General features: G+C 74.9%; 13 protein-coding genes and 1 rRNA gene. 2 read left to right on the forward strand and 12 right to left on the reverse strand.

From position 1 onward, the window contains the following. Window positions 1-18: 18 nt before the first annotated feature. The 5 genes from AB0E19_RS34600 to AB0E19_RS34620 all read right to left on the reverse strand — a co-directional run bounded on the left by AB0E19_RS34600 (window position 19) and on the right by AB0E19_RS34620 (window position 5,232). Complete coding sequence (locus AB0E19_RS34600; protein ID WP_362187772.1) at window positions 19-1,110, reverse strand: glycosyltransferase family 4 protein; 1,092 nt, start codon at window positions 1,108-1,110, stop codon at window positions 19-21. Between the two features lie 292 nt (window positions 1,111-1,402). Further along, complete coding sequence (recN, locus tag AB0E19_RS34605; protein ID WP_362187775.1) at window positions 1,403-3,154, reverse strand: DNA repair protein RecN; 1,752 nt, start codon at window positions 3,152-3,154, stop codon at window positions 1,403-1,405. A gap of 80 nt (window positions 3,155-3,234) precedes the next feature. Then, window positions 3,235-4,152 carry an NAD kinase gene (locus AB0E19_RS34610; RefSeq protein ID WP_362187779.1) on the reverse strand — a complete coding sequence of 306 codons (918 nt, stop codon included), beginning with the start codon at window positions 4,150-4,152 and terminating at the stop codon, window positions 3,235-3,237. Beyond that, window positions 4,149-4,964, reverse strand: coding sequence for a TlyA family RNA methyltransferase (locus tag AB0E19_RS34615; protein ID WP_362187782.1), 816 nt, complete (start codon window positions 4,962-4,964; stop codon window positions 4,149-4,151). Before AB0E19_RS34615 ends, AB0E19_RS34610 begins: the two co-directional genes overlap by 4 nt. Window positions 4,965-4,971: 7 nt before the next feature. Further along, window positions 4,972-5,232, reverse strand: coding sequence for a hypothetical protein (locus tag AB0E19_RS34620; RefSeq protein ID WP_362187799.1), 261 nt, complete (start codon window positions 5,230-5,232; stop codon window positions 4,972-4,974). 54 nt (window positions 5,233-5,286) lie between these two features. Between AB0E19_RS34620 and AB0E19_RS34625 the strand changes: the two genes are divergently transcribed. Next, on the forward strand, window positions 5,287-5,634 hold the full coding sequence (locus tag AB0E19_RS34625; RefSeq protein WP_362187785.1) for an SCP2 sterol-binding domain-containing protein: 348 nt from the start codon (window positions 5,287-5,289) through the stop codon (window positions 5,632-5,634). Here AB0E19_RS34625 and AB0E19_RS34630 read toward each other — a convergent pair. The 4 genes from AB0E19_RS34630 to AB0E19_RS34645 all read right to left on the reverse strand — a co-directional run bounded on the left by AB0E19_RS34630 (window position 5,623) and on the right by AB0E19_RS34645 (window position 9,846). Further along, window positions 5,623-6,570, reverse strand: a complete 948-nt coding sequence (locus tag AB0E19_RS34630; protein WP_362187788.1) for an ABC transporter ATP-binding protein — start codon at window positions 6,568-6,570, stop codon at window positions 5,623-5,625. The genes AB0E19_RS34625 and AB0E19_RS34630 overlap by 12 nt on opposite strands. Window positions 6,571-6,614: 44 nt before the next feature. Then, window positions 6,615-7,649, reverse strand: a complete 1,035-nt coding sequence (locus tag AB0E19_RS34635) for an iron chelate uptake ABC transporter family permease subunit (RefSeq protein ID WP_362187791.1) — start codon at window positions 7,647-7,649, stop codon at window positions 6,615-6,617. Beyond that, window positions 7,646-8,662, reverse strand: a complete 1,017-nt coding sequence (locus tag AB0E19_RS34640; protein ID WP_362187802.1) for an iron chelate uptake ABC transporter family permease subunit — start codon at window positions 8,660-8,662, stop codon at window positions 7,646-7,648. Before AB0E19_RS34640 ends, AB0E19_RS34635 begins: the two co-directional genes overlap by 4 nt. Before the next feature lie 110 nt (window positions 8,663-8,772). After that, on the reverse strand, window positions 8,773-9,846 hold the full coding sequence (locus tag AB0E19_RS34645; protein WP_362187794.1) for an HAD hydrolase-like protein: 1,074 nt from the start codon (window positions 9,844-9,846) through the stop codon (window positions 8,773-8,775). Window positions 9,847-9,930: 84 nt separating this feature from the next. On the opposite strand from AB0E19_RS34645, the gene AB0E19_RS34650 reads away from it, so the two are divergent. Beyond that, complete coding sequence (locus tag AB0E19_RS34650; protein ID WP_362187796.1) at window positions 9,931-11,223, forward strand: DUF1015 domain-containing protein; 1,293 nt, start codon at window positions 9,931-9,933, stop codon at window positions 11,221-11,223. Between the two features lie 66 nt (window positions 11,224-11,289). Here AB0E19_RS34650 and AB0E19_RS34655 read toward each other — a convergent pair whose 3' ends face one another. The 3 genes from AB0E19_RS34655 to rrf all read right to left on the reverse strand — a co-directional run. Next, complete coding sequence (locus tag AB0E19_RS34655; RefSeq protein ID WP_362187805.1) at window positions 11,290-12,111, reverse strand: hypothetical protein; 822 nt, start codon at window positions 12,109-12,111, stop codon at window positions 11,290-11,292. Beyond that, window positions 12,051-13,238: a hypothetical protein gene (locus tag AB0E19_RS34660; RefSeq protein ID WP_362187808.1), complete on the reverse strand. Its 1,188-nt coding sequence runs from the start codon at window positions 13,236-13,238 to the stop codon at window positions 12,051-12,053. Before AB0E19_RS34660 ends, AB0E19_RS34655 begins: the two co-directional genes overlap by 61 nt. Window positions 13,239-13,469: 231 nt before the next feature. Beyond that, window positions 13,470-13,562: ribosomal RNA gene (gene rrf / locus AB0E19_RS34665) — 5S ribosomal RNA — on the reverse strand; the annotation flags it as partial.

A 13,562-nucleotide genomic window follows, 5' to 3' on the forward strand; every position in this document is an offset into this window, starting at 1 on the left:
CGGCCCGCAGCCGGGGCGCTAGCGGGTCGCGGCCAGCTCGTCGTAGACGCTCAGGACGTGCGCGATGGTGTCGTCCTCCGACGGCCAGGTCCCCGCCTGCACCCGCCCCGCCGCCGCGAGGTCCATCCGCCGCTCCGCGTCCTCCAGGAGCCCTCGCACGGCCGTCGCGAGCGCCGCCGCGTCCCCGTACGGCACCAGTTCCGCCGCGTCGCCGACGAGTTCCGGTACGCCCCCGACCGCCGTGGCGACCAGCGGCACGCCGAGCCGCAGCGCCTCCTGCGCGAGCGGGGACCGGGCCTCCCAGCGCGACGGCAGCACCGCGATGTCCGCCGCGGCGAGGAGTTCGGCGACGTCGTCGCGGCGCCCGATGAGCCGCGCGGCGAGCCCCTCCGCCACGATCCGCCGCTGCAGCGCGGCCCGTTCGCGCCCTTCGCCGGCGATGACGAGCAGCGGCTGCGGCTCCAGCTCCCGCCACTCCCGCGCCGCGTCGAGCAGCGTCCCGTACCCCCGCCCGGGTTCGAGCGCGCCGACGGCCATGAGCAGCGGCCGGTCGACGGCGCCGAGTTCGGCGCGGGCCTTGCCGTCGTGGAGGCAGACGGGTCCGCGCGCGGCGGGCACGGTGACGGGGGCGAGCCGCGCGTCGCGGGCACCGCGCCGCCGGGCCCGGTCGACGAGTTCGGAGGAGGTCCCGAGGACGACGGCCGCCGCGCGCACGGTCCGCCGTTCCAGGAGGCGTACGAGCCCGGCCTTGGGCCCGTCGGCGTACGGCCGCCCGTGCCAGGTGGTGACGAGCGGGGTGCGGGCGGGCCCGACGGCTCCGGAGACGGCGAGCGCGGCCCGTACGGAGGCGTGGAGTCCGTGCGCGTGGACGACGTCGGCGCCGATGCAGGCGTTGCGGAGCACGCCGACGGTCGCCGGGTCGTTGCGGCGCGGCAGCGGCACGACGTGCGCCCCGACCCCGGAGTAGTCGTAGAGGCGGTCGAGTTCGGCCGGCGCGCAGACGGTCACCCGGACGCCCCTGGCCACCAGCCCCGAGGCAAGTGATCTGACGTGAGCGCTGCTGCCCGCGCTGCCGCCGCCCAGCACTTGGACCGTACGGAGCTGTGTCACGCGCCCAAGGATGCCAGCCCCGGCGGCCACCCGTACGCACGTTCCGGCACCGACACCGCAACGTTCCCCGCGCCGCCGGGCGCCGGTCGCACGGCCCCGCCCACAGATTCACCCGTCCGAGCGAGCGCGCGGGGAAAACCCCGCGCGCCCCAGGGGCGCCCCGGCCCTCCGGGACGCCTCCGGTGCGCGCCTCCGACGGAGCCCCGCGTGGCCGTCCCGCCGAGGCCACCGGCCCGGCAGAGCCGCGACGGCCGGGCCGGAACGGCCGGGAGCCCCGCGCGGAGGCTCCCCGTCAGGCGTCCGCCCTGGCCGTGGCCAGCAGCTCCTCCGCGTGGGCCCGGGCGGTCTCGGAGTCCTCCTGGCCCGCGAGCATGCGGGAGAGTTCGCGGACCCGCTCCTCGCCCTCCAGGACGGTGACGCCGGACCGGGTCACCGAGCCGTCGTTGGTCTTCTCCACCAGCAGCTGCCGGTCGGCGAAGGCGGCCACCTGCGGCAGGTGGGTGACGACGACGACCTGCGCGGTGCGGGCCAGCTTGGCGAGCCGGCGGCCGATCTCCACCGCCGCCTTGCCGCCGACGCCCGCGTCGACCTCGTCGAAGAGGTAGGTCGGCACCGGGTCGACCCCGGCGAAGACCACCTCGACGGCGAGCATCACCCGGGACAGCTCACCACCGGACGCGCCCTTGGCGATGGGCCGGGGCGGCGCACCGGGGTGCGGGGCGAGCAGCAGTTCGACCTCGTCGACGCCGGACGGCCCGTACGCGACCCACCGCCCGTCGACCCGGACGCCGTTCGCCTCGTCGGCCGCCTCGGTCTGCCGGATGTCGAAGGACACGCGCGCGTGCGGCATGGCGAGCGAGGCCAGCTCGGCGGTGACCGCACCGGCGAACCGGTCCGCGGCCTCCACCCGGGCGTCGGTGAGCCGCTGCGCGAGGACGGACAGCTCGTCTCGGAGCCGGTCCCGCTCGTCGGTCAGCTCCCCGATCCGCTCGTCGTCGCCGTCGAGCTCCCCGAGCCGCTCCGCGCTCTCCTCCGCCCAGGCCAGGACGGCCGTGACGGACTCGCCGTACTTCCGGGTCAGCTGGGTGAGCGCGGCCCGCCGCTCCTCGACCGCGGCGAGCCGCAGCGGATCGGCGTCCAGGTCGTCCGCGTACCCGGCCAGCTCCTGCGCCACGTCGGCGAGGAGGATGGAGATCTCCCCCGCCCGGTCGGCGAGCGCGGCGAGCGCCGGGTCGTGCGCGCGCACCGCCTCCAGGGCCCGGCCCGCCCCGCCGACCAGCGTGGTCGCGTCGACGGACTCGGGGTCCTCCGGGTTCCCGGCGAGCGCGGCGTGCGCGAGGGCGGCGGCGGAGGCCAGCGCCTCGGCGTGCCCGAGCCGCTCGGCCTCGGCGGCCAGCTCCTCGTCCTCGCCGGCCCGCGGCGCCACGGCCTCGATCTCGGCGAGCCCGAAGCGCAGCAGATCGGCCTCCTGGGCTCGCTCACGTGCCCGGGTGGTGATCTCGTCCAGCTCCGTGGTGACGGCCCGCAGCCGGCGGTACGCCTCGCCGTAGGCGGCGAGCGGACCGGAGACGGCCTCGCCGGCGTACCGGTCGAGCGCGCCGCGCTGCCGGGCGGGCTTCAGCAGGCCCTGCTGGTCGGTCTGGCCGTGGACGGCGACGAGTTCGTCGGCGAGCTCGGCGAGCAGCCCGACGGGCACCGAACGCCCGCCGAGGTGGGCCCGCGAGCGCCCCTCGGCGGAGACGGTGCGGGTCACGAGCAGGGCGCCCTCGTCGAGCTCCGCCCCGGCCTCCTGGGCCCGCACCGCGGCGGGCGCGCCGGGCGGCAGGGTGATCCGCCCCTCGACGACCGCCGAGCCCGCCCCGATCCGTACGAGGGCCGGGTCGGCCCGGCCGCCGAGCAGCAGCCCCAGACTCGTGACGACCATGGTCTTGCCCGCACCGGTCTCACCGGTCACCGCGGTGAAGCCGGGCGACAGCTCGACCACCGCGTCGTCGATGACCCCGAGCGACCGTATCCGCATCTCCTCCAGCACGCCCCAGACCATACGAGGTTTCCGTGCCGGGACGCGACATCACCCCCACCCCGGGAGGTCGCCGGGGTGGTCGGTGGGCGGTCACCGGGTGGTCAGTGGGGCGCGCCCCGCCAGCCCGAGACCGGCAGCGCGAACTTGGCGACGAGCCGGTCGGTGAAGGAGGCGTGGTGGAGCCGGGCGAGCCGGACGGGGACGGCGCCGCGCCGGACCTCGACCCGGGCACCGGCCGGCAGCTCGACGGTCCGCCGCCCGTCGCACCACAGCACCCCGTGCGGGGTATGCGGCTCGACCTCGACGGCGAGGACCGATTCGGGGGTGGTGACGAGCGGCTTGGCGAAGAGCGCGTGCGCCCCGATCGGCACCATGAGCAGCGCCTCCACCTCGGGCCAGACGACCGGGCCGCCGGCCGAGAAGGCGTACGCGGTCGAGCCGGTCGGCGTCGCGCAGATCACCCCGTCGCAGCCGAAGCCGGTCACCGGGCGTCCGTCGATGGCGAGGACGACCTCCAGCATCCGCTCCGGGGACACCTTCTGGACGGCCGCCTCGTTGAGCGCCCAGTCGCGGTGCAGGACGTCCCCGTTCTGGTAGACGGCGACGTCGAGGGTCATCCGCTCCTCGACCTCGTACGCCTTGGTGACGACCCGGTCGACGACCTTGTCGAGGTCGTCCCGCTCGGCCTCGGCGAGGAAGCCGACCCGGCCGAGGTTGACGCCGAGCATGGGCACGCCGGAGGCGCGGGAGAACTCGGCGCCGCGCAGCAGCGTCCCGTCACCGCCGAGGACGATGATCAGTTCGCAGCCGTCGAGCGCCTCGGGGCACTCGTCCGGGATCCGCTCCACGGAGGGCGGCAGCGGCAGGTCGGCCGCCTCCCCCTCCAGGACGCGGACGCCGATACCGCTGCGCAGCAGCCCCAGGACGACGAGTTCGGCGCTGCGCACGGCGGCCGGCCGGCCGGTGTGCGCGAGCAGCAGGACGGTACGTGATGCCTGTGGTGCCGCTGTGTCTGTCAACGAGGTCCCTCCGCCACGGCGCGGTCGACGTCCGCCGGATCGAGTGCGGGCGCGCCGGCCCGCAGCCACAGAAAGTACTCGACGTTCCCGGACGGCCCGGGCAGCGGGCTCGCGGTGACGCCGAGCACGCCGAGTCCCAGCTCGGCCGCCTGCCGCGCGACGTTCTTCACGGCGTCGGCGCGCAGCTCGGCGCTGCGCACGACACCGCCCGAGCCGAGCCGCTCCTTACCCACCTCGAACTGGGGTTTCACCATCAGGACGAGGTCGGCGCCGGGTCCGGTGCAGGCGGCGAGCGCGGGCAGCACGAGGCCCAGCGGGATGAAGGAGAGGTCCCCGACGACGAGGTCGACGGGGATCCCGTCGATGGCGTCCAATGTCAACTCGCGCACGTTGGTGCGGTCCTTGACGGTGACCCGCTCGTCGCTCTGGAGCGACCAGGCGAGCTGCCCGTAGCCGACGTCGACGGCGACGACGTGCGCGGCGCCCGCGCGCAGCAGCACGTCGGTGAAGCCGCCGGTGGAGGCGCCGGCGTCGAGCGCCCGGCGGCCCTCGACGACGAGCCCGAGCGGGACGAAGGCGGCGAGGGCGCCGGCGAGCTTGTGGCCGCCGCGCGAGACGTAGTCGGGGTCGGAGTCGTCCTGGGAGACGACGATCGCCGCGGCGGTCTCGACCTGGGTGGCGGACTTGGTGGCGACGGTCTTGCCGACGGTCACCCGGCCGGCGGCGATCAGCTGGCCGGCGTGCTCGCGCGAGCGGGCGAGTTTGCGCCGGACCAGCTCGGCGTCGAGTCGGCGGCGTGCCACTCCTGCCACGTTGGGTTCAGCTCCTGGGGTCGTGCGGACGGGGTGCGGAGGCCGGGTGCGCGTCGAGCGAGGTCAGCTCGGCGCGCAGGCCCCGGTGTACATCCTCGTACACCGCGAGGTGTCCGTCCGCCGTGAGGTGGTCGGTCTCGGCGAGCCGGTCCAGGAGCGCGTCGACGGCCGGCAGCCCGGTGGGCTCCCGGTCGACCCCCAGCGGCGCCGCCGCGGCGGGCCCGTCCGCCGCCGGATCCGTACCGGCGTCCGCACCGGCGTCCGTCATCGCTTCGCTCATGCCACGACGCTACCGCGAAGCCCTGGGGTACGGTCGACGGCGATGGCGACGATCACGGAGTGCCGCGAGGCACTCGACAAGCTGGCGGAGAACCTCGCGGGAGCGGACGGCTCGGTGCGGGGCGCGGCCGCGCTCGACCGCACCCTGAGCTGCCACCTCACGGACCTGGACACGACCTTCACCGGCCGGCTCGCGGACGGCCGGATGGTCGTGGAGTCGACGGTGGCGGGGCCGCCGCCGGAGAAGGCGCAGATCCGCCTCAGGATGACCGGCGACGACCTGGTCGCGATGGTGGACGGCCGGCTGCACTTCGCGAAGGCCTGGGCCTCCGGCCGGGTCGGCCTGGAGGCCGGCTTCCGCGACCTGCTGCGGCTGCGCTCACTTCTGTAGCGCGGCCCCCCGGCCCTCGGCCGCCTCCTGGCCTTCCCCTGCCTGCCGGCCCGAGGGGGCCTCCTGGGCCTCCACGGCCTCCTGGCCGTCCGCGGGCTCCCGCTCCGCGCCCTGCGCCGGGACGGACCGCCTGGCCCGCGCCTGACGCCCGGCGGGGACGACGAGCGGGGTGCCCGTCTCCGGGTCTTCGATGACCTGGCAGCGCAGTCCGAAGACCCGCTCGACCAGCTCCGCGGTCACCACCTCCGACGGCGGGCCCTCGGCGACGACCTCGCCGCCGCGCACCGCGATGAGGTGGGTGGCGTACCGGGCCGCGTGGTTGAGGTCGTGCAGGACGGCGACGAGCGTCCGCCCCTGCGTCTCGTGCAGCTCGGCGCAGAGGTCGAGGACGTCGATCTGGTGCTGGATGTCGAGGTACGTCGTCGGCTCGTCGAGCAGCAGCAGCGGGGTCTGCTGGGCGAGGGCCATGGCGATCCACACCCGCTGGCGCTGGCCGCCGGAGAGCTCGTCGACGAAGCGGTCGGCGAGCTCGGCGACGCCGGTGGACTCCATCGACTCCTGGACGATCCGCTCGTCCTCCGGCGACCACTGGCGCAGCAGCCCCTGGTGGGGGTAGCGGCCGCGGGCGACGAGGTCGGCGACGGTGATGCCGTCGGGCGCGATCGAGGACTGCGGCAGCAGGCCGAGGGTCCGGGCCACCTTCTTCGCCGGCAGGGAGTGGATGGACTGCCCGTCGAGCAGCACCCGGCCCTGGGTGGGCTTGAGCATCCGGGACAGCGCCCGCAGCAGGGTCGACTTGCCGCAGGCGTTGGGCCCGACGATGACGGTGAAGGAGTGGTCGGGGATCTCCACGGACAGGTCGCGGGCGATGACCCGCTGCTCGTACGCGAGGGTGACCGACTCGGCCCCGAGCCGCTGCCGCTGCCGATCGCTCATGGGGGTACTCCTGGTGTCCTGGTTCGGGTGGTCCTGGGGCGCGCTCATATCCGGCCCGCCTTGCGTTCGCTGACGAGCAGCCAGAGCAGGTAGCAGCCGCCGAGGATGCCGGTGATGACACCGACGGGCAGCTGGCGGTCGCCGAAGGCGTTGCCGGCGATCCAGTCGGCGCTCAGCAGCAGCGCGGAGCCCATGACGGCGGAGACCGCCAGGTTCGGGCCGGGCGCGCGGGTCAGCCGGCGGGCCAGCTGCGGGGCGCTGAGGGAGACGAAGACGATCGGTCCGGCGGCCGAGGTGGCGACGGCGACGAGCAGCACGGCGGAGGCCATGAGCACGATCCGGGTCCGCTCCACCTTCACGCCGAGCGCGTACGCCGCGTCGTCGCCCATCTCCAGCATCCGCAGCGCCCGGCCGTGGCCGAGGACCAGCGGCACGAGCACACAGCAGACGGCGAGCAGCGGCCAGAACTGGGTCCAGTCCCGGCCGTCGAGGGAGCCGGTCATCCAGACGGTGGCGCGGGTGGCGTCCACCAGGTTGGCCTTGGTGATGAGGTAGTGGATGACGGAGGTGAGCATGGCGGCGGCGCCGATGCCGACGAGCACGAGGCGGTAGCCGTGCACGCCCCGCTTCCAGGCGAGCAGGTAGATCACGGCGCCGGTGAGGACGCCGCCGACGACGGCGCCCAGGGCGGTGGCGACGGCGCTGCCCTGGAAGAGGACGATCACGGTGAGCGCGCCGACGGTGGCGCCCTGCCCGAAGCCGATGACGTCGGGGCTGCCGAGCGGGTTGCGCGAGATCGACTGGAAGACCGCACCGCCGAGGGCGAGCGCGGCGCCGACGAAGATCGCGACGAGGACCCGCGGGAGCCGCAGCTCCATCACCGCGAACTCCTGGACGACGGTCCCCCGGCCGAGCAGGGTGTCGAGGACCTCGCCCGGCGTCATCGGGAAGTCGCCGGTGCCGACGAGGACGGTGCCGAGGGCGAGGGTGAGCAGGATCAGCCCGGCGCCGGAGAGCGCGGCCCGCGGCGCGTACCGTACGGAGACTCCGCCGCCGGTCCGCAGGGTCTTGGTGGTCACAGCTGGGCCATCCTCTTGCGGCGTACGAGTCGGATGAAGACGGGCCCGCCGACGAGGGCCGTCACGATGCCGACCTGGAGTTCGGCGGGCCGCACGACGACCCGGCCGAGGACGTCGGAGCCGAGCAGCAGCACGGGCGCGAGCACGGCGGCGTACGGCAGGATCCACCGCATGTCGGGCCCGGTGATCGCGCGGACCATGTACGGCACCATCAGGCCGAGGAAGACGATCGGCCCGCAGGCGGCGGTCGCCGCGCCGCACATCAGGGTGACGGCGAGCATGGCGACGATCCGGGTCCGGTTGATGCTGACGCCGAGTGCCCGGGCGGAGTCGTCGCCCATCTCCATGGCGTTGAGCGGCCGCGCGATCCCGAGCGCCAGCACGGCGCCGACGAGGATGAAGGGCGCGACCCGGCCGACGGTGTCCATGTCGGCGGAGGCGAGCGAGCCGACGGTCCAGAAGCGGAGCCGGTCGAGGGCGGCCGAGTCCAGCAGCTGGACGGCGTTCACGAAGCCGTACAGGGCGGCGGTGGCGGCCGTGCCGGCGAGCGCGAGCCGCACCGGCGTCGCGCTGCGGCTGCCGCCGAGCAGGTACACGACGACCGAGACGACGGCGGCGCCGACGAAGGCGAACCACACGTAGTCCCGGACGTCGGTGACGCCCAGGAAGGCGATGGCCGAGACGACGGCGGCGGCCGCGCCCGCGTTGACCCCGAGCAGCCCGGGCTCCGCCAGCGGGTTGCGGGTCAGCCCCTGCATCACGGCGCCGGCCAGGCCGAGCGCCAGGCCGACGAGCAGCCCGAGCAGGGTGCGCGGCACGCGCACGTCGTGGATGACGACGTCGTTGCCGACACCGCTGTTGTGGAACAGTCCGTGCCACACCTCGTCGAGCGGCACCGGTTTGGCACCGATCATGATGCTGAGGACACAGACAAGCAGCAGGACACCGACGGCTGCGAGCAGCCCGAGGGCGCGCACGGAATTCCGGCGCTTCGGGATCTGCCCGGACTTCACCGGCTCCGCGCTCGTACGGGAGGGACTCTCGACCAACACGGGGTTAGGTTAGCCTACCCAATATTGATCTAGCAGGGTCCGGTGGCCCCCCTCCGGAAAGACCCCGCTCCCTACAGTCCGAGCCGGGCCAGCGCCTTCCCCGCGTCGAGCCCGCACGCCCCGGACCCGGCCCACGTCCACGCCGCCCCGCACAGCGCCCGCAGCCCGTCGAGCACGTCGAGCACATCGGAGTCCGCCGCGCCCTCCAGGACGAGCTCCTCCCCGCGCACCGAGGCCCGCCACCCGCCGCACCGGAATCCGCCGTCCGCCTCGGCCACGACCTCCGGCTGCCCCGTGAGCAGCCCCCGCAGATCCGCCGCCACATACGTCGGCCGGTGCTCCGGCACGGCCGCGAGCAGCGTCGCCCCGTCGGTCACCCCGGTCAGCACGAGCAGCGAGTCGACCCCGCCGTGGAAGGCGCCCTCGATGTCCGTGTCCAGCCGGTCACCGACGACCAGCGGCCGCCGCGCCCCCGTCCGCAGCACGGTCTCCCGGTGCATCGGCGGCCGCGGCTTGCCCGCGACCTTCGGCTCGGCCCGCCCGCCGGTGGCGATCCGCACGACCTCGACGGCGGCGCCGTTCCCCGGCGCGATCCCGCGCGCGCCCGGGATCGTCAGGTCGGTGTTGGAGGCGTACCAGGGCACACCCCGCCCGACCGCGTACGCCGCCTCCGCGAACCGGCCCCAGGCCATGTCCGGCCCGCCGTACCCCTGCACGACGGCCACCGGCTCCTCGTCGGCCGACTCCACCGGCACGAGCCCCCGCTCGCGCAGCGCCACCCGCAGCCCCTCGCCGCCGACGACGAGCACCCGGGACCCGGCCGGCACGTCCTCCGCGACGAGCCGCGCCACGGCCTGCGCCGAGGTCACGACGTCGCCCGGCTCGGCCGGCACCCCGAGCTCGGTGAGGTGCGCGGCCACCGTGTCCGGCGTCCGCAGCGCGTTGTTCGTCACGTACGCCAGCCGCATCCCCCGGTCGCGCGCCGCCCCGAGCGCCTCGACGGCGTACGGGATCGCCGCCCCGCCCGCGAAGTACACGACCCCGTCGAGGTCGAGCAGCGCCGTGTCGTACGCCTCGCTCAGCGCGACCGCGCTGCCGTCGGGCCGACCCCTGTCCGTCCGCCGCTCCTGGCCGTCTCGCGCCATGACCACCCGCTCCTCACTCACCACCGGTCCGTCCCCCGCTCCCCCGATCATCGCTCATGCCCGCCGCGCGCCTACCATGACGAGATGAACACCTCAGGTCACGCGGCCGACGCCGTCCGCGACGACACGGCGGGACTGCGCCTGCATCCGTTCCGCGGCATCCGGTACGTCCCCGACCGGGTCGGCAGCCTCGCGGCCGTCACCTCCCCGCCCTATGACGTCGTCGTACGACCTGACGGACTGCTCCACCTGGAATCCGCCGACCCGCACAACATCGTCCGGCTGATCCTCCCCCAGGCGGTCACGGCGGGCACCCGCCACCGCAAGGCCGCGGTGACGATGGACCGCTGGCTCGCCGACGGCGTCCTCGCCCCCGACCCGGCCCCCGCCCTGTACGTGTACGAGCAGCGGGGCGACGGCGTCCTGCAGCGCGGCATCATCGGCGCCCTCGAACTCTCCACCCCCGACGAGGGGATCGTCCTCCCCCACGAGGACGTCATGCCGCACGTCGTCGAGGACCGCGCCGCCCTCATGCGCACGACGGCCGCCAACCTGGAGCCGCTGCTCCTCACCTACCCCGGGAACGGCGACGGCGCCGACGCGGTGATCGAGCGCGCCGTCCTGCGCGAGCCGCTGCTCGCGACGACCACGGAGGACGGCTTCCACCACCGCCTGTGGGCGGTCACGGACCCGGCCGAGCAGGCGGCGGTCACGGCCGAACTCACCCGCCACCAGGCGCTCATCGCGGACGGACACCACCGCTGGGCGACCTATCTGCGGCTGCGCGACGAGCATCCCTCCCCCGGCCCCTGGAACCAGGGCCTGGTCCTCCTCATCGACACGGTCCGCTACCCCCTGCGGGTCCGCGCGATCCACCGCCTCCTGAGCCGCCTGCCGGTCGCGGACGCCCTCGACGCCCTCGGCGACGCCTTCCGCGTCCGCCGCGTCGAGCGCCCCCTGCCCCAGGCCCTGGAGGCCCTCGCCGAGGCCACGGCCGAGGGCAACGCCTTCCTCCTCGCCGGCGACGGCGCCTTCCACCTCCTGGACCGCCCGGACCCGGCCCTGCTGGCCCGCACGGTCCGCGCCGACCGCCCGGAGGCCTGGCGGACCCTGGACGCGACGGTCCTGCACGCGACGCTCCTGGAGCACGTCTGGCAGGTCCCGGACGCCCCCGAGGACATCGCCTACATCCACGACACGGCGGCGGCCGTCGCCCAGGCCGAGCGACGCGGCGGCACGGCGGTCCTGATGCACCCGGTACGGGAGGAGGTCGTCCGCGACCTGGCCCGCCAGGGCGTCACGATGCCCCGCAAGTCGACCTCCTTCGGCCCCAAGCCGGCCACGGGCCTGGTCCTCCGCAGCCTCGCCCTGGACTGACCCCGTCGCGAAACGAGGAAGGGGCGGCACCCGGTGGGTGCCGCCCCTTCCTCACATCACCGGGGCTCAGCTCCGGTCGTCGTCCTCGTCGTCGTCCTCGTCGGCGACGCCCTCGTCGGTGAGGTCCTCGTCGGCGACGTCGGTGACGTCCCGCTCGTCCGCACGGTCGTCGGCAGCGTCGTCCGCCCGGTCCTCGTCCTCGTCGTCCTCGTCGAAGGCGTCGACGAACTCGACCCCGTCGAGCTCGGCGAGGCGGTCGGAGGCATCCGTGGCGCCGTCCTTGTCGGCCTCGAGCGCCTTGGCGAACCACTCGCGGGCCTCCTGCTCCCGCTCGGCGGCGAGCAGGGCGTCGGCGTAGGCGTACCGCAGCCGCGCGGTCCACGGGTGGTTGGCGTTGGACGCCAGCTCGGGGCTCTGCAGGGTCACGATGGCGGCCTCCAGCTGCCCCATGTCCCGGCGGGCGCCGGCGGCGACGAGACGCATCTCCACCTGCCCGGCCTTGTCGAGCTTCTGCACCTCGGGCTCACCGGCCATGGCGAGCGCCCGCTCGGGACGGCCGAGGCCGCGCTCGCAGTCGGCCATGACGGGCCACAGGTCCACGCCGCCGCTCATCCGGCGCGCGGCACGGAACTCGGCCAGCGCCTCGGAGTACTTCTGGTTGGCGTACGCGGCGAAGCCGGCGGCCTCACGGACGGCGGCGACGCGCGAGGCGAGCCGCAGCGCGACCCGGGAGTAGCCGTAGGCCTTCTCCGGGTCCTCGTCGATCAGCTGCGCGACCATGACCAGGTTGCGCGCGACGTCGTCGGCCAGCCCCTTGGGCAGGCTCATCAGCTCCTGGCGCACATCGGGGTCGATCTCCTCGCCGGTGACCTCCGGCGGGATCGGCAGCCGCTTGAGGGGCGCGCGGTCGCTCCGCTCCCGGTCCCCGCGGTAGCCACCCCGGTCGCCGCCACGGTCGTCACGGCCCCGGTACCCACCGCGGTCGCCGCCACGGTCGTCCCGCCCGCGGAACCCGCCGCGGTCGTCACGACGGAAACCGCCGCCACCGCCACGGTTGTCGTCCCGACGGAAGCCGCCACCGCGCTGGTCGCCACCCCGGTCGTCACGACGGAAGCCGCCACCGCGGTTGTCGTCGCGACGCTCGTCACGGCGGTCGTCACGGGGGTACGAGGGACGGTCGTCGCGACGGAACGACGAAGGCCGCTCGTCCCGACGGTCGTCACGACGGAAACCGCCACCGCGCTGGTCGCCACCACGGCTGTCGCCGCCGCGGTCGTCGCGGCGGTAGCCGCCGCCACGGTTGTCGTCCCGACGGAAGCCGCCACCGCGCTGGTCGCCACCCCGGTCGTCACGACGGAAGCCGCCACCGCGGTTGTCGTCGCGACGCTCGTCACGGCGGTCGTCACGGGGGTACGAGGGACGGTCGTCGCGACGGAACGACGAAGGCCGCTCGTCACGACGGTCGTCACGACGGAAACCGCCACCACCGCGGTTGTCACCGCCCCGGTCGTCACGACGGAAACCGCCGCCACCGCCACGGTTGTCGTCCCGACGGAAGCCACCGCCACCGCGGTTGTCACCGCCGCGGTCGTCACGACGGAAACCGCCGCCACGCTGGTCGCCGCCACGGTCGTCGCGCGGGAAGGAGGGACGGTCGTCGCGGCGGAACGACGAAGGCCGCTCGTCCCGACGGTCGTCGCGGCGGAAGCCGCCACCACCGCGGTTGTCACCGCCGCGGTCGTCGCGGCGGAAGCCACCGCCACCGCGCTGGTCACCGCCACGGCTGTCGCCGCCACGGTAGCCGCCGCCACCGCCACGGTTGTCGTCACGGCGGAAGCCGCCGCCACCGCGGTTGTCACCGCCGCGGTCGTCGCGACGGTAGCCGCCGCCACCGCGCTGGTCGCCACCACGGCTGTCGCCGCCGCGGTCGTCACGACGGAAACCACCGCCACCGCCACGGTTGTCATCGCGACGGAAGCCACCACCACCGCGGTTGTCACCACGGCTGTCGTCACGGCGGGGCCCACGGTAGCCGCCCCGGTCGCCACCGGCACCGTCCCTGCGACGCGGCTCGCGCTCCGGACGGTCGTCGGGAGAGTTGGTGGACATCGGTGTGACTCCTGTCTTCGGGTACTGCAGTCATTCTCGCGCAGCCGGCACCCGGCCGCGCCTCGGAAAAGTCAAGCAAAAAACAAAAGGACCCCTGGTCCCAGCGTGAACGCTGGGACCAGGGGTCCTGAAGATTTGTTCGGCGGCGTCCTACTCTCCCACAGGGTCCCCCCTGCAGTACCATCGGCGCTGAAAGGCTTAGCTTCCGGGTTCGGAATGTAACCGGGCGT

The organism is Streptomyces sp. NPDC047974, from assembly GCF_040653375.1.
Classification (GTDB): domain Bacteria; phylum Actinomycetota; class Actinomycetes; order Streptomycetales; family Streptomycetaceae; genus Streptomyces.

What these genes read in the sequence shown, in the direction of transcription:
- AB0E19_RS34620 (WP_362187799.1), bottom strand. Translation starts at nt 5,232, where the DNA reads ATGACGGACGCCGGTGCGGACGCCGGTACGGATCCGGCGGCGGACGGG.
- AB0E19_RS34625 (WP_362187785.1), top strand. Translation starts at nt 5,287, where the DNA reads ATGGCGACGATCACGGAGTGCCGCGAGGCACTCGACAAGCTGGCGGAG.
- AB0E19_RS34630 (WP_362187788.1), bottom strand. Translation starts at nt 6,570, where the DNA reads ATGAGCGATCGGCAGCGGCAGCGGCTCGGGGCCGAGTCGGTCACCCTC.
- recN (WP_362187775.1), bottom strand. Translation starts at nt 3,154, where the DNA reads ATGGTCTGGGGCGTGCTGGAGGAGATGCGGATACGGTCGCTCGGGGTC.
- AB0E19_RS34645 (WP_362187794.1), bottom strand. Translation starts at nt 9,846, where the DNA reads ATGGCGCGAGACGGCCAGGAGCGGCGGACGGACAGGGGTCGGCCCGAC.
- AB0E19_RS34650 (WP_362187796.1), top strand. Translation starts at nt 9,931, where the DNA reads ATGAACACCTCAGGTCACGCGGCCGACGCCGTCCGCGACGACACGGCG.